The organism is Salipiger bermudensis, from assembly GCF_019801965.1.
GTDB classification, from domain to species: Bacteria; Pseudomonadota; Alphaproteobacteria; order Rhodobacterales; family Rhodobacteraceae; genus Salipiger; species Salipiger bermudensis_A.
The window spans coordinates 394,627-410,203 of sequence record NZ_JAHVIA010000002.1 but is presented as its reverse complement, the minus strand read 5'-3'; the positions used below and the strand labels follow the sequence as shown (position 1 = coordinate 410,203).

Below are 15,577 nucleotides of genomic sequence, written 5' to 3'. Positions count from 1 at the left end.
GAATTGGCGCACAGCGCCAAGAGGGGGCTGGCCCCCTTCGCTAGCCCGCCAGCGCCTCGGGCACGATCAGCCGCGTCCCCGGCACCGCCAGCGCCGCGATCTCGCGGATATGCGCGCGACGGAGGGCCAGGCAGCCCTCAGTCGGGTAGCCCGGCCGCCGCCACTGGTGCAGGAAGATCGCCGAGCCGCGCCCCGGCCGCGCGTCGGGCCAGTTCCAATCCGTCGTCAGCACGATGTCGTAGAGCGGGTCGGCGCGCCGCAGGTGCTCGTGGCTCTCGGCGTAGGGCGCCCGCACCAACGTGTTGTAGGCGGCATCGCCCGACGCGTCCGACCACAGGTCACCGGGCAGGATCGGCAGCGACCACGGCGCCGGCGCCGCCACCCGGTCGGGCCGGTGGAAGCACAGCGCGATGCGGTGCGCGCCGACCGGCGTCGCCCCGTCGCCCTCGCGCTTTTCGACCCGAATGCCGCCACGGCCCACCGAACAGGGCCAGAGCCGACCGGCAAAGCGCAGCCCCATGGGCGTGAGAACCATCTCCATGCGAGTTCTCCTTTGCGCTTAGAGCAAATGGCCGGACTTCGCCGCCTTCGTGGCGAGGTAATGCGCGTTGAACGCGGTCTTGCCGACCTTCAGCGGCACCCGCTCCGCCACCGCGATGCCGCAACGCTCCATCATCGCCAGCTTGTTGGGGTTGTTGGTCAGGAGCCGCACCGCGCCGAACCCCATGCGGCGCAGGATCTCGGCACCGAGGCGGAAATCGCGCTCGTCATCCTCGAAGCCCAGCCGGTGATTGGCCTCGACGGTGTCGAAGCCCTGGTCCTGCAACGCGTATGCGCGCATCTTGTTGGCCAGCCCGATGCCGCGCCCCTCCTGGTTGAGGTAGAGCAGCACCCCGTGCCCCTCCTCGCCCATCCGCGCCAGCGCCGCGTGCAGCTGCGGTCCGCAATCGCATTTCAGCGAGCCCAGCACGTCGCCAGTGAAGCAGGCCGAGTGCAGCCGCGCCAGCACCGGCGCGTCGCGGTCGGGGCGCCCGACCTCGATGGCGTAATGCTCCTCGGAGCCGTCTTGCGGGCGGTAGATGTGCAGCCGCGCATTCTCGGCGGTCTCCAGCGGCACCCGCGCCGAGACCACGTGATCGAGGTTCGACAGCAGCAGCATCGAAGGCGCCGCCGCGACACCATCGATCAGCGTGAGGTTCTCGCGCAGCGCCACGCCCTGCGGCGCCTCCAACTCGAGCACCAGTGCCGCCGGCAGGAGCCGCGCCGATTTCGCCAAGGTGATGGCCAGCCGGTGCAGCGCCACGTCGCCGCCGCGCCGCTCCTGCAGCGGGCCCTTCATCGGCATGGCGAGATCGTCCGCCGGATCGGCGATCGAGCGCACCCAGTCGAGTCCGGCATCCCGCGGCAGCGCCACCCGCGCCAGATCGCCGTCATAGACCCGCGCCTTCAGCGTCGCGGCCCGGCGCGCGGTCAGCACCAGATCGAGCGCGCCATCCGCCTCGCGCAGCAGCGCCAGCCGGTCGGCCGAGACCGTCTCCGCCGCCAGCACCAGCAAGCCGCGCCCGCCGGCACCGGACAGCACGACCGGCACGCCCATGCGCAGGTCGGCGCGGGCGCGGGCGAGGATCTCCATCAAGTTGGGTGCAAGCGGCATGGGACGGCCTTCCGGGACAGCGGCGCTGTAACAAACCAGCATCGAACTTGTAACAAAAGCCCTCCTGCAACACGAGGGCGTGAGACTGGTGCAGCAAAACTTGCCCGCACGCAACGGTGTTTCCATGTGAGGGGAAACGTGAACGGAGACAGACACATGGCTCAGATCAAGAACATCCTGCTGGTCGATGACGACGATGACCTGCGCGAGGCGCTGGCCGAACAACTGGTGATGACCGAGGATTTCGAAGTCTTCGAGGCCGAGACCGCGAGCGCCGCCATGGGCCGGGTCAAGGAGCAGAACTACGAGCTCATCATCCTCGACGTCGGACTGCCCGACAATGACGGGCGCGAGCTCTGCCGGCTGATGCGCAAGCAAGGCGTGAAGGCGCCGATCATCATGCTGACCGGCCATGACACCGACGCCGACACCATCCTCGGCCTCGACGCCGGCGCCAACGACTACGTCACCAAGCCGTTCAAGTTCCCGGTGCTGCTCGCCCGCATCCGCGCCCAGCTGCGTCAGCACGAACAGTCCGAGGACGCGGTCTTTACCGTCGGGCCCTACACCTTCAAGCCGTCGATGAAGCTGCTGGTGACCGAGGACGACCGCAAGATCCGCCTCACCGAGAAGGAGACGAACATCCTCAAGTTCCTCTATCGCTCGACTGAGGGCGTGGTGCCGCGCGACGTGCTGCTGCACGAGGTCTGGGGCTACAATGCCGGTGTGACCACGCACACGCTCGAGACCCACATCTACCGCCTGCGCCAGAAGATCGAGCCCGATCCCTCCAACGCCCGTATCCTCGTCACCGAGTCGGGTGGCTACCGCCTCGTAGCCTGATTGGCGGAGCGCCCGGTCGTCCGGGCCGGCACGCCTCCGGCAGGAGTATTTTTGACGAAGAGAAGACAGGGGCACGGCGCTCCTGTCTTCTCTGGTTTCCAAATACCTCGGGGGAGTCCGCGGCACGCGGGCGGGGGCAGCGCCCCCAATCGACCCTATCGATCAGAAAGGCCGCCCGGGTTTCGGGCGGCCTTCTTCACCTGCGGCGCTGCGCGACCTACTCGGCGGCGCGGATCGGGGTGTCGTCAGTCACCGGCAGGGACGGATCACCATGCTGGCCGGTTTCCAGCGCGCGGCGCACGCCGGCCTCGTAACTGGGGTGCACCTTCTTGAGCACCGCCAGCCAGCGCTCCTTCACGCCGTCGGTGCATGGCGCCATGCCGCCGGCCATGTTGCGGTGCAGGCGGTCGCGCTCGTCGTCGTCCAGCACCTCGGCATAGAGCGCGCGCGGCTGGACGTAGTCGATATCGCTCTCTTCCTGGTCGAAGCGGGCGGCCACGGCCTCGGGGTCGATGCGCATTGGCGGTTCCTGCACAGTCTCATCCGCGACCGGGCCGTCATACTGGTTGGGCTCGTAATAGGCATCGGGATTGCCGAAATCATTGGTGAAGAACCGCATCGCGCCGTCCTTGTGGTAGTGGCTTACCTTGGCGGCCTTCGGCGCGTTCGCGGGCAGTGCCTCGTAATGGGTGCCGAGGCGGTAGCGGTGGGCGTCGGCGTAGGAGAAGATCCGCGCCTGCAGCATCTTGTCCGGCGAGAAGCCGATGCCCGGCACCACGTTGTTGACGTTGTAGGCCGCGTTCTCGACCAGCTGGAAATAGTTCTCCGGGATGGTGTGCATCTCGAGCTCGCCAACCTCGATCAGCGGGTAATCCGCATGCGGCCAGACCTTGGTGAGATCGAACGGGTTGAACGGCGTCTCAAGCGCCTCTTCCTCGCTCATCACCTGCAGATACATCGTCCATTTCGGGAACTGGCCAGCACTGACCATGTTCCAGAGCTCTTCCTGGTAGCTCTCGCGGGTCTGGCCGATGATCTCGGCGGCCTTGGCGTCCGACAGCCAGTCATGGCCCTGCTGGGTCTTGAAGTGGAACTTCACCCAGTGGCGCTCCCCGTCCGCGTTCCACATCGAGAAGGTATGCGAGCCGTAGCCGTTCATGTGCGCGGGCGAGCGCGGGATGCCGCGATCCGACATCAGGATGGTGACCTGGTGTACCGATTCGGGCTGGCCCGCCCAGAAGTCGAACATCGCCTCCGGCGAGCGCATGTTGGTCTTGGGGTGGCGCTTTTGGGTGCGGATGAAATCCGGAAACTTGAACGCATCCCGGACGAAGAAGATCGGCGTGTTGTTGCCCACCATGTCCCAGTTGCCGTCCTCGGTGTAGAATTTCAGCGCGAAGCCACGCACGTCGCGCTCGGCGTCGGCCGCCCCGCGTTCGCCGGCCACAGTGGACCAGCGCGACAGCACCTCGGTGGTCTTGCCGATCTCGGAGAACATCTTGGCGCAGGTGTATTTGCTGATGTCATGGGTCACTGTGAAGCTGCCCTGAAGGCCCCAGCCCTTGGCATGCACGACCCGCTCGGGGATGCGCTCGCGGTTCTGATGCGCAAGCTTTTCAAGCAGATGATGGTCCTGCATCAGCACCGGGCCGCGGTTGCCCGCGGTCTGCGAAGTCCGGTTTGTCGGGGCGGGCGCGCCGGAGGTCGAAGTCAGGGTGGGCTTCTGGGCCATGGGTCTCTCGCTTTTCTGTGTGCGTGTCGGAACGGGGCATTCGCGGGATGCCGGGCTGCGGGCCGTGCGCCCCGCCTTGCCCGCCCAACGACAGCGCCGGCGGATTGGTTCCCCTGCATCCCTCCCCGCAGCCGGCGGCTGTCCGGCGGCTGCGGGCCGGCAGGGCTGCAACGACGGGTTTCCGTTTGCGACAGATCAAAGCCATATTGTGCGCGTAGCTTTACAACCTATATCAGACGGATCCCGTTGCATGTGCGGGTCATCACATGCACCTCCCTGTTGGACCTGGCCGGGCGTCATGCCCGGCCTTTTTTCTCGCCCCTCCCCCCCTTCGCTGCAGGCCGCGGATTGCGCTGCCCGCCGCGCTCGTGTTTGGCCTTGGCCGACACTCCGTGCTACACAGGACGCAATGGACTTCGATCTTCAGAACGACCGGCTGAGCGCCGTCCCGCGACGGCTCGAGCATCCGTATGACAACGTGCCGGTTCTGGACTGGTGGAAATACGATTACGACCACGTCTTCATCGTGCTGAACCCGTTCTTCCAGGTGCCCGGCTACACGCCCGAGACGGCGAGCTTCGGGCCGATGCGCGTGGCGATGGATCCCGAGACGCTGATGGAGCAGATCGAGGAGGGCGGCATGCCCGAGCCGGTCAACCCGGCGCCAGAGGGGTTCGAAGATCTGATCAAGCAGAGCGGAACGGCCGTCGCCTGGTCCGACGTGGCCTTCGCCATCGGTGCCACCGATTTCGACCGCTTCGCGCGCACCGTCTGGCTGCAGGCGATCGGCGGCGAGATTCCCGAGGCCGATCATGATCTGGCCGCGCGGCTGGCGGAGTATTGCGATCGCACCGGGCTCTACCAGCCCGAGGAAGACCTCCTGCCGGCAGCGATGGAGCCCGCGCTGGGGCACTATCTCGAGGCACTCGGCCAGGAGGACGTGACGCTCTGGAGCGAGTGGCGCGAGGTCTCGCGGGTCTGCCCGACGGGGGCGTTCTCCCGCGAGAACCCGGCGGTGGGGCTTCCCGGCGAGAAGCTCTCCGCCGTGGCCGCGCCGGGGCTGCTGCTGAGCTGGGGCTATGACGACATCGCAGGGCTGCTGGCGCTGACCGAGGCGCAACGCGCCCGCGCCAACCCGGCGGAATTCTTCGAGGGCTTCTGGGCCGGCGCCAGCACCACCTCGCTGGTCTTCGCTCCCGAGGGCGCCCCGCCCCCCTCGCGCCGCAACTGACCCCGCCCGTCGAGGCGACGACGCGCGCAAGCGAGGGAGGAGCAGCCGCGAACGGCTGCCCGGAACGCGAAACGCCCCGGCCATTGGCCGGGGCGTTCCTGTATCAGCCGTCAGGCAAGAGGGGCTCAGTCGGCCGCCTCTTCCTTCTTCTCGGCGGAGACCTCTTCACCGGTCTCCTGGTCGACCATCTTCATGGCGAGGCGCACCTTGCCGCGATCGTCGAAGCCGAGCAGCTTCACGAAGACTTCCTGGCCTTCCTTCAGAACGTCCGAGGGATGGTTCAGGCGGCGGTTCTCGATCTGCGAGACGTGCACCAGGCCGTCGCGCTTGCCGAAGAAGTTCACGAAGGCGCCGAAATCGACGATCTTCACGACCTTGCCCTTGTAGACCTTGCCCTCTTCCGGCTCGGCCACGATCGAGTGGATCATGTCATAGGCCTTCTGGATCGACTCGCCGTTCGGCGACGCGATCTTGATCAGGCCCTCGTCGTTGATGTCGACCTTGGCGCCCGAGACTTCGACGATCTCGCGGATGACCTTGCCGCCCGAGCCGATCACTTCGCGGATCTTGTCGGTCGGGATCTGCATCATCTCGATACGCGGGGCGTGAACCGAGAATTCGCCGGCCTCGGAAAGCGCCTTGCCCATCTCGGAGAGGATGTGCATGCGGCCGTCCTTGGCCTGCGCCAGCGCCTGCTTCATGATCTCGGGGGTGATGCCCGCGACCTTGATGTCCATCTGCAGCGAGGTGATGCCGTTCTCGGTGCCTGCGACCTTGAAGTCCATGTCGCCGAGGTGATCCTCGTCGCCGAGGATGTCGGTCAGGACCGCATACTCACCATCGTCTTCCAGCACGAGGCCCATGGCCACGCCGGCCACCGGCGCCTTCAGCGGAACGCCCGCATCCATCATCGACAGCGAGCCACCGCAGACGGAGGCCATCGAGGACGAGCCGTTGGACTCGGTGATCTCGGAGACCACGCGGATGGTGTAGGGGAAATCGGTCGGGGCCGGCAGCACTGCCTGCAGGGCGCGCCATGCCAGCTTGCCGTGGCCAATCTCGCGACGACCGGGCGAACCCACGCGGCCAACCTCACCCACCGAGTAGGGCGGGAAGTTGTAGTGCAGCAGGAAGTTCGAACGGAAGTTGCCGTGCAGCGCGTCGATGATCTGCTCATCGTCGCCGGTGCCCAGCGTGGTCACGACCAGCGCCTGGGTTTCGCCACGGGTGAACAGCGACGAGCCGTGGGTCCGGGGCAGCACCGAGGTTTCCGACTGGATCGGGCGGACCTGGTCGAGCGCGCGGCCGTCGATGCGGCGCTTGTTCTTGACCACGTCGGCGCGCAGGACGGTCGACTCGAGCTTCTTGAGCGCCGAGCCGAGATTGGCGTCTTCGAGCTGCTCTTCCGAAAGCTGGGCCTTGATCTCTTCCTTGGCGGCGGAGACCGCGGCAACGCGTTGCTGCTTGTCGGTGATCGCGTAGGCGGCGCGCATCTTGTCTTCGCCGAGACCCTTCACGACGTCGTAGAGCGCCGAGTAATCCGGCGGCTGGAAGTCGAACGGCTCTTTGGCGCAGTCTTCGGCCAGGCCGACGATCAGGTCGATGACCGGCTGGATCTGCTCATGGGCGAAGGTCACCGCGCCCAGCATCTCTTCCTCGGTCAGCTCGTAGGCTTCCGATTCCACCATCATCACGGCGTCCTTGGTGCCGGCGACGACGAGGTCGAGACGCTGCTCGGGGTTGTTGCGCAGCCCCTGCATGTCGTCGACGGTCGGGTTCAGCACGTACTCGCCATCCTCGAAGCCGACGCGGGCGCCGGCGATCGGGCCCATGAACGGCACGCCCGAGATGGTTAGCGCGGCCGAGGCGGCGATCATCGCGACGATGTCGGGGTCGTTGACGAGGTCGTGGCTGAGCACGGTGCACATCACCAGCACTTCATGCTTGAAGCCGGGGACGAACAGCGGGCGGATCGGACGGTCGATCAGGCGTGCGGTCAGCGTCTCTTTCTCGGTCGGACGCGCTTCACGCTTGAAGAAGCCGCCGGGCACCTTGCCCGCGGCGTAGTATTTTTCCTGGTAGTGGACGGTCAGCGGAAAGAAATCCTGACCCGGCTTCGGCTCTTTCGCGAAGGTCACGTTGGCCATGACGGAGGTCTCGCCCAGGGTGGCGATGACGGTGCCGTCGGCCTGACGGGCGACCTTGCCCGATTCCAGCGTGAGCGTCTCTTCGCCCCACTGCATCGATTTCTTCGTAATGTTGAACATATTCATATCCTGTGAGGGAGCACTCGCGGGCCCTCCCGCGTCTCCCGTTTTCGTGGCGGCCCCATTGCCGCCGCCCCCTATCCTCCTGCACGCGCCCGGGGGCCAAGGGCGTCACGTCTCAGATGGCGCGGCCATACAGGGTTTTGTCCCTGATTGAAAGGAAAACCCGCGGCGCGCCAGCCTCGCCAAGAGATCGGAAGCGCCTGCCGGGCTTTCAACCAAAGCCCATCAGAGCGGCGAATTCCCGCTGAAGACAGGCCCTTTCAACGCGAAACGCCCGCTCCTTGCGGACCGGGCGCTCGTAACCTTGATCGGGCGCGAAGCCCGGACGTCTTAGCGGCGGATGCCGAGACGCTTGATGAGGTCCTGGTAACGGGCCTCTTCCTTGCCCTTCAGGTAGTCCAGCAGCTTGCGGCGCTGGGCCACGAGCTTGAGAAGGCCACGACGCGAGTGGTTGTCCTTCTTGTGGGTCTTGAAGTGCTCGGTCAGGGTGGTGATGCGGCTGGTGAGGATGGCCACCTGAACTTCAGGGGAGCCGGTATCGCCTTCCTTGGTGGCGAATTCCTTCATCAGGCGGTTCTTTTCTTCGACAGTGATCGACATCGGGGTCTCCTTGATAGGTTGGTGTGGATGGCGCGAGCCGGGATGTCGTCCAGCAAGGCCCGTGGAGAAACCCGCCCCCGAATGGAGCGGATGCGCGCGTATAGGGCGATTCCGGCGGTTTGAAAAGGGAAAACCCCGAAGCGCGCCGCCACGCCCACGAAGCCCGCACTCAGGCCGCGCTCAGGCGGCGCCGGCCAGCGCCGCCGCGCTCTCGCCCAGCAGCACAACGGCCTCGAGCGGCGGCGCGTCGACATCCGGCATCACCGCGAGAACATCGCCGTCCAGCACGATCTCGGTCAGCCCGGGGACCTCGGTGCTGGTGCGCAGCTGGAGCTCGGGCGCACGGGCGCCGCCGCTGTCGTCGTAGACGATCAGCAGCCGGTCCTGCTCCGGGTCGAAATCCATCAGCGTCGCGTTGTCCCCGTCGCGGATCCACGTGCCGAGCACGAATTCGTCGCGGCCATCGCCGCCGGAGGCCACGTCATGCGCGCCGATCTCCAGCCGGTCATTGCCATCGCCGCCGTTGAGATAGTCGAGCGCGTCGATATCGCCCCCGCCCTCGCCGAGCAGGATGCCCGAGATCAGGTCATCGTCCCAGCCACCGAACAGCGTGTCCTGCCCGGCGCCGCCGATCAGCGTGTCGTCATCCTCGCGCCCGTGCAGCGCGTCGTCTCCGGACCCACCGAGCAGGGAATCCGCCGAAAGCCCGCCCTGAAGCTCGTCATCGTCATCGCCGCCATCGAGCGCGCCGCCGCCGTCATGGGCATAGAGCAGGTCCGAGCCCCCGAGCCCCATCAGCAGATCGCCCCCGGCATCGCCATGCAGCGTATCGTTGCCATCGCCGCCGAGCACCGTGTCGGCCCCCTCGCCGCCCACCAGCGCGTCATCGCCGCCCTGCCCGTCGATCAGGTCGTCGCCGCCAAGCCCGGCCAGGAGGTCGGTCTCGTCGCTGCCCTGAAGCGTGTCGGGCCCCTCGGTGCCCGAGGCGAAGAGGCCGCGCGGAACGGCTTCTCCTGCCTCCTCCCCGACCTCCTCGTCGGTCTCGGCCCCGTCCGAAAGCGGATCGTCGTCATCGCTATCGGTGCCCTGGGTGCCGATGATCGCGACCGATCCCAGCACCATCAATCCCATCAGACCCGCCAACCAGAGCATCCGCCAACCTCGCACAGAAAGACGCGGCGCGACTCTCCTGCCAAGCCCCGACGAACTCAACGGAAATCGCGACTCAGGGTTAACCGCCGGCAACCTTCGCGCGCAGCTCGCGATAGCGGTCCTCCTCCGGCCAGAGCGCCGGCGCGATCTTGTAGGAGACGTAGAGCGGGTGGCGCGGGTGCCCGTCGCGGGTGAGGCCGAGGTGATGCAGCGCGCCGGGCAGCGCCGCCGCCAGCGCCGGCCCGCGCCCCTCGAGCGCGCCATGCACGCCCCAGGCGGCGAGCGTCATGTCTGCCTCATCGTGCCAGGCGTGCAGCAGCGCGTCGTTTTCCTTGCCCACCGGCAAGTGCGCCTTGTGCAGATCCTCGGGCCGGGTGGCGCGCCAGGCGAAGAGATTGGCGATGCGCATGGCGCCGAACCCCAGCTGCACCGCGCGGCGCTGGCAGCGCTCGATGGTGGGATCGTTGCGCAGCTCATCTGCCGTCGAGGGGTTGAGCATGACGTAGAGCAGCGACGGCCCCTGCCCCCAGGCCCGCTCGAGCCCGTAGCGGTAGCGCTCGCAGGGCGAATAATACGCCCGCGACGTCACCCCGTCCGCGCTGTGCTGCCGTTCGATCATCGCGCCGGACACTGCCCCCGCGCGCGCCGCGCCGCAACCCCCGTTGACACCGTCAGGGCCCCGGCGCAGGCTCCGGCCAAACGCCGCACCACAGGACATCGCATGGACATCGCCCGCATCGAGGCGGCCGCAAAGCGGCTCGCCGGTCACGCCCGCCGCACGCCGCTGCTCTCCTCCCCGTTCCTAGACGAGATCGCCGGGCGGCGGCTCTTCGTGAAGGCGGAATGCCTGCAACACACCGGCAGCTTCAAGTTCCGCGGCGCGTGGTCCGCGATCTCGGCGCTCGACCCGGAGGTTCGCAAGCAGGGCGTCATCGCGTTTTCCTCCGGCAACCACGCGCAGGGCATCGCGGCGGCGGCACGGATGCACGGCATCCCCGCAGTGATCGTCATGCCCTCGGACGCGCCGGCCGCCAAGGTCGCCGGCACCAAGGGACTCGGCGGCGAGGTGGTGCCCTATGACCGCGCCAGCGAGGATCGCGACGAGATCGGCGCCCGGCTCGCCGCCGAGCGCGGACTGACGCTGATCAAGCCCTTCGACGAGCCCGAGGTGATCGCGGGCCAGGGCACCTGCGGGCTCGAGATCGCCGAACAAGCGGCAGAGGCGGGCCTGGGCGAGGCCGACGTCATTGTCTGCTGCGGCGGCGGCGGGCTGACCTCGGGCATTGCGCTGGCGCTCGAGGCCAGGGCGCCGGGGCTGCGCGTGCGCCCCGCCGAGCCCGAGGGGTTCGACGATGTGAAGCGCTCTCTGGCGGAGGGTGCCATCGCCCGCAACGCGCAGCTGTCGGGCAATATCTGCGACGCGATCGTGACGCCGCAGCCCGGCAACCTGACCTTCCCGATCATGCAGCGCCTCTGCGGACCGGGCTTCGCGGTCAGCGAGGAGGAAGCGCTGAAGGCCATGCAGCTCGCCTTCCGCCACCTCAAGATCGTCGCCGAGCCCGGCGGCGCGGTGGCGCTGGCCTCGGCGCTGTTCCGTGGCGACGAGATCGCCGGCGACGCGGTGATCTGCACCGTCTCCGGCGGCAATGTCGACGCCGAGATGTTCAAGCGGGCGCTCGACATCACGCTTTGACGCGGCTCAAGGCGCGGTTTGCGGCGCGGGTGCAGACTCGGGCGGCAAACCGATGGAGGGCCGGATGTCGGATCTTCCGCGCCACACGATCATTCACCGGGGCATCCCCCCGCTCACGCTTGCGCTGATCTATGTCGGCGCCGTGCTGCTGCCGCTGGCGCTGGCCTCCCTGCTGGGCGAGACCCACCGGCAGCTCACCGTACAGCTCGGCGCCGCCGCCGGCACGATCTCCGCCGCGATGATCTTCCTTCAGATGATCTCCAGCGGCCGCTTCGAGGCGGTCTCGGGCCGCATCGGCATCGACATCACCATGGCGTTCCACAAATGGGCCGCGCCGATGGCGCTGGCCTTCGCGCTGGCGCATGTGGCCCTGCTGATCGGCCTGCCCGACCCGGATCGCCCCAACCGCTTCGCCCGCCGGCTCGAGACGCTGATGACCGCCGAGCGGCTCTGGGACGCCCGGCTGGCGCTGATCCTGCTGGCGCTTCTGGTACTGCTGGCGCTGCTGCGAGACCGGCTGCCGGTGCGCTACCAGGTCTGGCGCGGCAGCCACGCGCTGGGGGCGCTGGCGCTGGTCGGGCTGGTGCTGGCGCACCTCTTCACCGACGGGCTGCTGAGCCCCGCGCGCACCGCGCTCTGGGCCGGCTTCGCCGCCGCCGTCACCCTGCCGGCGCTCTGGGTCTATGCCCGCCGCCTGACCCGCCCGCCGGGCCAGTGCTGGACCATTGCGGGCCTCCGCAGCGTCACGCCGAGCATCCACGAGATGCTGCTTGAGAACCCGCGCGGCCACCGGCTCGATTTCCGTCCCGGCCAATTCGTCTGGGCCAGCGTCGGCGGTCAGCGCCTCCCGCTGCATGACCACCCGTTCTCGATCGCCTCCGCCCCCGGCGCACCGCAGCTGCGCCTGCTGATCCAGGAGGCGGGCGATTTCACCTCCTCGCTCGATGCGGTCATGCCCGGAACCCGTGTCGCCATCGACGGGCCGCATGGCAGCTTCGGGCCGAGCGGTGGCCCCCGCGACGGGCTCATCCTGATCGCCGGCGGCGTCGGCATCGCGCCGATCCTGTCGATGCTCGAAGCATTCGCCCGCGACGGCTGCGACGGCCCGCTGCGCTTTGCCTACTCGGTGCATGACGCGTCCGACATGATGCCCGACGAGATGCTCCGCCCGGCCCTGAAGGCGCTCGACGTCACGCCCCTCCTGACCGCGAGCCGCAACGCCGGCGGCGAGGTCGCGCAAGGCAGGCTGGGAGAGGCACAAATGCGCCAGCTTCTCGAGGGGCTCGATCCGAAGCGGGTCGAGGTGATGATCTGCGGCCCGGGGCCGATGATGACGACGCTGACCGACACGCTCAACGATCTCGGCGTGCCGCTCCCGCGCATCCATTACGAGCGCTTCAGCTATGGCGCGGGGCCGCTCTCGCGCAAGGATCACCGGATGATGGCAGGCTTCGCGACGATCTTCGCCGCCCTGGCGGCGGCAATGGCGCTCTACTCGCTGATCTGAGCCAGAAACCACGCGATCAGCGCCGCCCGCATCTCGGGGTCGCGAGCGTGATGGCGGGTCAGGAAGGCGTCCATCTCCGCCGCGGCCTCGGCGCCCTCGAAGGCGTAGGACACTTCCGAGGGGTGGCGATGGCAGCGCGCGCAGGCCTGCTGGAAGACCGCCGCACCGTCTTCTGCCTCGGCCGAAAGCGCCCCCGGCGCAACGCCGCTCACAAGCATGGAAAGAATGACCGTCAACCGCATCTCGCGCCCTCCCAGCCCGAACACCGCCTCTCCTCTGGGAGATCATCGGCCAGATCGGTGGGAGCGCGCAACCGGCGAAATGCCTCAGTCGTCGAGACGCCGCGCCTCGTCGACCAGCATCACCGGGATGCCGTCGCGGATCGGATAGGCGAGACCGGCGGCCTTGCTGACCAGCTCCTGCCGCTCGAGATCGTAGTCGAGCCGGTGCTGGGTCGCCGGGCAGACCAGCGCCTCGAGCATGCGGCGGTCAAACGCCGTGGGGGATGTTTCGGCTTCGGTCATTGAACGCGGTCCTCTGCGCCACCGCCCCGCAGGGCATATTCGATCAGCGTCACCAGCGTCTCGCGCCGGGTCTGCAGCGACGGCGCCTCGAGCAGCGCCTGTTTTTCCTCGGAGTCGAACTCGAGCAGCATGGAGAGCGAGTTCACCAGCAGCTCGTCATCCGCCTCCTTCAGCGTACCCCAGTCCGCCGACAGGCCCTTGGCCTCGAAATAGCGGTCGAGCAGGCGGAGAAACGCGTCGCGCTGGAAGCAGGCATCGCTTTCCCCGGCCTCGAGGTCGCGGTCGAACCCCTCCCAGCTCACCTCGCAGCGGCGATAGGGGGTGAAGCTCTCGATCTCCTGCCGGATGCGGAAACGCGACATGCCCGTGAGGGTGATCATGTAGCGCCCATCCTCGGTCTCGGAGAATTGCGTGACGCGCCCGGCGCAGCCGATCTTGTAGAGCCCGTCGCCGCCCTCGCGCTTCGACAGCGGGTCGGGCTGGACCATTCCGATCAGCCGCGACTCGGTCTTCAACGCATCGTCGAGCATCGCCAGATAGCGCGGCTCGAAGATGTGCAGCGGCAGCCGCGCGCGCGGCAGCAGCAGCGCGCCCGGAAGCGGAAAGATCGGGATCGTTCCCGGCAGATCGATGAGTTTCGCCATGCAAGCCCAGCTAGTGCGCCGGGGGCCTCAGGCAAATATCATCGAGCTGAGTTTGCGGCGCCCGTTCAGCACCACCGGATCGTTGGGCTTGAGCGCCTCGAAGATGGTGAAAAGCTGGACCTTGGCAGCGCCGTCGTTCCATTCGCGATCGCGCTTGAAAAGCTCGAGCAGCTGCGCCACCGCGCCCTCGGCATCGCCCTTGGCGTAAAGCGCCTGCGCGAGATCGAAGCGGGCCTGATGGTTGGCCGGATCGGCCTCGACGGCGGCGGTGAGCTCGGCGACGGGGCCGGCATCGGCGGCCTGCTTCGCCAGCTCGAGCTGCGCGTGTGCGGCTTCCAGCTCGGGGCTCTTGGAAATCTCCACCGGAGCGCCGTTGAGCACGGCCTCGGCCTGATCGAGATCGTCCATCGCGATATGGGCGCGCACGAAGCCGCCATAGGCTCGGGCGTTCTGCGGGTCTTCCTCGAGGATCGCGGCGAAGGTCTGGGCGGCGTCGGTGGCCGCGCCCTGCTCGAGCATCTCCTCGGCAGCGTCGACGGCATCATCGAGCCCACCACTGGCGTCACCGCCGGCGGCCTGCACCACGCGCTCGACGAAGGCCTTGAGCTCGGAGGGCGGCAGCGCGCCCTGGAAGCCGTCGACCGGCTGGCCCTTGTAGAAGGCATAGACCGTCGGGATCGACTGGATGCGCATCTGGCCGGCGATCATCTGCGCCTCGTCGACATTGACCTTGGCCATGACCACGGCGCCCTTGGCAGCGGTCACCTCGGCCTCGAGCGCCGGTCCGAGCTGCTTGCAGGGGCCGCACCACGGCGCCCAGAAGTCCACGATCACCGGGACCTCCTGCGACTTCTCGACCACCTCGGCCATGAAATCGGCCTCGGTCACATCCTTGATGAGGTCGCCCTTCGGCGCCTGCGCATTGCCACCCAGTTCCAGCATCTTGTCCTCCGCTGCTTGCGGTCACGTTGCAGGGACAGATGGCGCATGAGACCAAGCGTTGCAAGGGTATCGGGCGTCCGCAGCGGGACGAAGCGCCGAAAAGCCGCGCTAACCGTGTTCGATCCGGGCCCAGATCGGCAGGTGATCCGAGGCCAGCCGCGCCGCGCCGCCGCTCTCGACGCCCATCTCGGCGATGCGCAGCCCGCGCCCGTGCGCGATGCCATCGAGCGCCACGAAGGGGCGGCGGGCGTGGTAGCTGCGCCCCGGCAGCAGCAGCTCGAACTTCTTCTCCCACGGCTCGTAGCCGCGCACGTCGGACCACTCGTTGAAATCGCCGGCGATCAGCGCGCGGGTCTCGCGCCCCTTCAGGTGCTCGCGGATCGCGGTCATCTGCAGCAGGCGGTAGCGCCGCATCAGCCCCAGATGCGCGCCCACCAGCGTGACGCCGCCGACCTCGGCCAGCACCGCGCCGCGCGGCTCCAGCCCCGGCAGCTCGATGCGCTCGAGCCGGTCCGCCGCAAGCCCGCGGCGCAGCAGGATGGCGTTGCCGTGCCAGCCGATGCTGACATCGTTGATCGCCAGGTCGGCGACCTCGTAGTCGGTCTCCTGCGAGATCAGGAAGCGCGGCAGCGCCGTGGGGCGCGGGCCGAGCCGCAGGTCGGCCTCCTGCAGCAGCACCGCGTCGGCGTCGATCTGGTTGAGCACCTTGAGAATGCGCGCCGGATCGCGGCGGCGATCGGTGCCCAGCGCCTTGCGGATGTTGTAGCTCGCGATCTTCATGTCGC

16 protein-coding genes are annotated in these 15,577 nt (G+C 68.0%); 4 read left to right on the top strand and 12 right to left on the bottom strand.

The window, feature by feature from the left end; all coding sequences use genetic code 11:
* Positions 1–40: 40 nt before the first annotated feature.
* Positions 41–541, bottom strand: a complete 501-nt coding sequence (locus KUV62_RS05930) for a L,D-transpeptidase (RefSeq protein ID WP_261395345.1) — start codon at positions 539–541, stop codon at positions 41–43.
* An 18-nt stretch (positions 542–559) separates the two neighbouring features.
* Positions 560–1,654, bottom strand: coding sequence for a GTP cyclohydrolase II (gene ribA / locus KUV62_RS05925; protein ID WP_222602752.1), 1,095 nt, complete (start codon positions 1,652–1,654; stop codon positions 560–562).
* 156 nt (positions 1,655–1,810) lie between these two features.
* On the opposite strand from ribA, the gene KUV62_RS05920 reads away from it, so the two are divergent.
* Complete coding sequence (locus tag KUV62_RS05920) at positions 1,811–2,497, top strand: response regulator transcription factor (RefSeq protein ID WP_222602751.1); 687 nt, start codon at positions 1,811–1,813, stop codon at positions 2,495–2,497.
* Between the two features lie 217 nt (positions 2,498–2,714).
* Here KUV62_RS05920 and KUV62_RS05915 read toward each other — a convergent pair whose 3' ends face one another.
* On the bottom strand, positions 2,715–4,229 hold the full coding sequence (locus tag KUV62_RS05915; protein ID WP_222602750.1) for a catalase: 1,515 nt from the start codon (positions 4,227–4,229) through the stop codon (positions 2,715–2,717).
* 409 nt (positions 4,230–4,638) lie between these two features.
* Between KUV62_RS05915 and KUV62_RS05910 the strand changes: the two genes are divergently transcribed.
* Positions 4,639–5,460 (top strand): hypothetical protein, encoded by an 822-nt coding sequence (locus tag KUV62_RS05910; RefSeq protein WP_222602749.1) that lies wholly within the window; start codon positions 4,639–4,641, stop codon positions 5,458–5,460.
* Positions 5,461–5,585: 125 nt separating this feature from the next.
* Here KUV62_RS05910 and pnp read toward each other — a convergent pair whose 3' ends face one another.
* The 4 genes from pnp to KUV62_RS05890 all read right to left on the bottom strand — a co-directional run bounded on the left by pnp (position 5,586) and on the right by KUV62_RS05890 (position 10,101).
* Entirely contained in the window at positions 5,586–7,727 is a 2,142-nt protein-coding gene (pnp, locus tag KUV62_RS05905) for a polyribonucleotide nucleotidyltransferase (protein WP_222602748.1), read from the bottom strand.
* 333 nt (positions 7,728–8,060) lie between these two features.
* Positions 8,061–8,330: a 30S ribosomal protein S15 gene (gene rpsO / locus KUV62_RS05900; protein ID WP_207076099.1), complete on the bottom strand. Its 270-nt coding sequence runs from the start codon at positions 8,328–8,330 to the stop codon at positions 8,061–8,063.
* Positions 8,331–8,510: 180 nt separating this feature from the next.
* Positions 8,511–9,482 carry a calcium-binding protein gene (locus KUV62_RS05895; protein WP_222602747.1) on the bottom strand — a complete coding sequence of 324 codons (972 nt, stop codon included), beginning with the start codon at positions 9,480–9,482 and terminating at the stop codon, positions 8,511–8,513.
* A 79-nt stretch (positions 9,483–9,561) separates the two neighbouring features.
* Positions 9,562–10,101: a DUF1643 domain-containing protein gene (locus tag KUV62_RS05890; RefSeq protein ID WP_222602746.1), complete on the bottom strand. Its 540-nt coding sequence runs from the start codon at positions 10,099–10,101 to the stop codon at positions 9,562–9,564.
* Between the two features lie 102 nt (positions 10,102–10,203).
* On the opposite strand from KUV62_RS05890, the gene KUV62_RS05885 reads away from it, so the two are divergent.
* Positions 10,204–11,175, top strand: a complete 972-nt coding sequence (locus KUV62_RS05885) for a threonine/serine dehydratase (protein ID WP_222602745.1) — start codon at positions 10,204–10,206, stop codon at positions 11,173–11,175.
* Positions 11,176–11,239: 64 nt separating this feature from the next.
* Complete coding sequence (locus KUV62_RS05880) at positions 11,240–12,682, top strand: ferric reductase-like transmembrane domain-containing protein (protein WP_222602744.1); 1,443 nt, start codon at positions 11,240–11,242, stop codon at positions 12,680–12,682.
* Here the strand turns inward: KUV62_RS05880 and KUV62_RS05875 are convergent.
* The 5 genes from KUV62_RS05875 to KUV62_RS05855 all read right to left on the bottom strand — a co-directional run bounded on the left by KUV62_RS05875 (position 12,667) and on the right by KUV62_RS05855 (position 15,572).
* Positions 12,667–12,924: a hypothetical protein gene (locus KUV62_RS05875; RefSeq protein WP_222602743.1), complete on the bottom strand. Its 258-nt coding sequence runs from the start codon at positions 12,922–12,924 to the stop codon at positions 12,667–12,669. The two genes, KUV62_RS05880 and KUV62_RS05875, sit on opposite strands and share 16 nt — an antisense overlap.
* Before the next feature lie 84 nt (positions 12,925–13,008).
* On the bottom strand, positions 13,009–13,206 hold the full coding sequence (locus KUV62_RS05870; RefSeq protein ID WP_222602742.1) for a Trm112 family protein: 198 nt from the start codon (positions 13,204–13,206) through the stop codon (positions 13,009–13,011).
* On the bottom strand, positions 13,203–13,850 hold the full coding sequence (locus KUV62_RS05865; protein WP_222602741.1) for an LON peptidase substrate-binding domain-containing protein: 648 nt from the start codon (positions 13,848–13,850) through the stop codon (positions 13,203–13,205). Before KUV62_RS05865 ends, KUV62_RS05870 begins: the two co-directional genes overlap by 4 nt.
* 27 nt (positions 13,851–13,877) lie before the next feature.
* On the bottom strand, positions 13,878–14,792 hold the full coding sequence (locus tag KUV62_RS05860) for a thioredoxin family protein (protein ID WP_222602740.1): 915 nt from the start codon (positions 14,790–14,792) through the stop codon (positions 13,878–13,880).
* A 108-nt stretch (positions 14,793–14,900) separates the two neighbouring features.
* The gene (locus KUV62_RS05855) at positions 14,901–15,572 is read right to left on the bottom strand and encodes an endonuclease/exonuclease/phosphatase family protein (protein ID WP_222602739.1); all 672 of its coding nucleotides are present in this window, start codon (positions 15,570–15,572) and stop codon (positions 14,901–14,903) included.
* Positions 15,573–15,577 lie beyond the last annotated feature (5 nt).

What these genes read in the sequence shown, in the direction of transcription:
- KUV62_RS05930 (WP_261395345.1), bottom strand. Translation starts at nt 541, where the DNA reads ATGGAGATGGTTCTCACGCCCATGGGGCTGCGCTTTGCCGGTCGGCTC.
- KUV62_RS05885 (WP_222602745.1), top strand. Translation starts at nt 10,204, where the DNA reads ATGGACATCGCCCGCATCGAGGCGGCCGCAAAGCGGCTCGCCGGTCAC.
- KUV62_RS05865 (WP_222602741.1), bottom strand. Translation starts at nt 13,850, where the DNA reads ATGGCGAAACTCATCGATCTGCCGGGAACGATCCCGATCTTTCCGCTT.
- KUV62_RS05895 (WP_222602747.1), bottom strand. Translation starts at nt 9,482, where the DNA reads ATGCTCTGGTTGGCGGGTCTGATGGGATTGATGGTGCTGGGATCGGTC.
- KUV62_RS05915 (WP_222602750.1), bottom strand. Translation starts at nt 4,229, where the DNA reads ATGGCCCAGAAGCCCACCCTGACTTCGACCTCCGGCGCGCCCGCCCCG.
- KUV62_RS05910 (WP_222602749.1), top strand. Translation starts at nt 4,639, where the DNA reads ATGGACTTCGATCTTCAGAACGACCGGCTGAGCGCCGTCCCGCGACGG.
- ribA (WP_222602752.1), bottom strand. Translation starts at nt 1,654, where the DNA reads ATGCCGCTTGCACCCAACTTGATGGAGATCCTCGCCCGCGCCCGCGCC.
- KUV62_RS05870 (WP_222602742.1), bottom strand. Translation starts at nt 13,206, where the DNA reads ATGACCGAAGCCGAAACATCCCCCACGGCGTTTGACCGCCGCATGCTC.
- KUV62_RS05920 (WP_222602751.1), top strand. Translation starts at nt 1,811, where the DNA reads ATGGCTCAGATCAAGAACATCCTGCTGGTCGATGACGACGATGACCTG.
- KUV62_RS05860 (WP_222602740.1), bottom strand. Translation starts at nt 14,792, where the DNA reads ATGCTGGAACTGGGTGGCAATGCGCAGGCGCCGAAGGGCGACCTCATC.
- KUV62_RS05855 (WP_222602739.1), bottom strand. Translation starts at nt 15,572, where the DNA reads ATGAAGATCGCGAGCTACAACATCCGCAAGGCGCTGGGCACCGATCGC.
- rpsO (WP_207076099.1), bottom strand. Translation starts at nt 8,330, where the DNA reads ATGTCGATCACTGTCGAAGAAAAGAACCGCCTGATGAAGGAATTCGCC.
- KUV62_RS05875 (WP_222602743.1), bottom strand. Translation starts at nt 12,924, where the DNA reads ATGCGGTTGACGGTCATTCTTTCCATGCTTGTGAGCGGCGTTGCGCCG.
- KUV62_RS05880 (WP_222602744.1), top strand. Translation starts at nt 11,240, where the DNA reads ATGTCGGATCTTCCGCGCCACACGATCATTCACCGGGGCATCCCCCCG.
- pnp (WP_222602748.1), bottom strand. Translation starts at nt 7,727, where the DNA reads ATGTTCAACATTACGAAGAAATCGATGCAGTGGGGCGAAGAGACGCTC.
- KUV62_RS05890 (WP_222602746.1), bottom strand. Translation starts at nt 10,101, where the DNA reads ATGATCGAACGGCAGCACAGCGCGGACGGGGTGACGTCGCGGGCGTAT.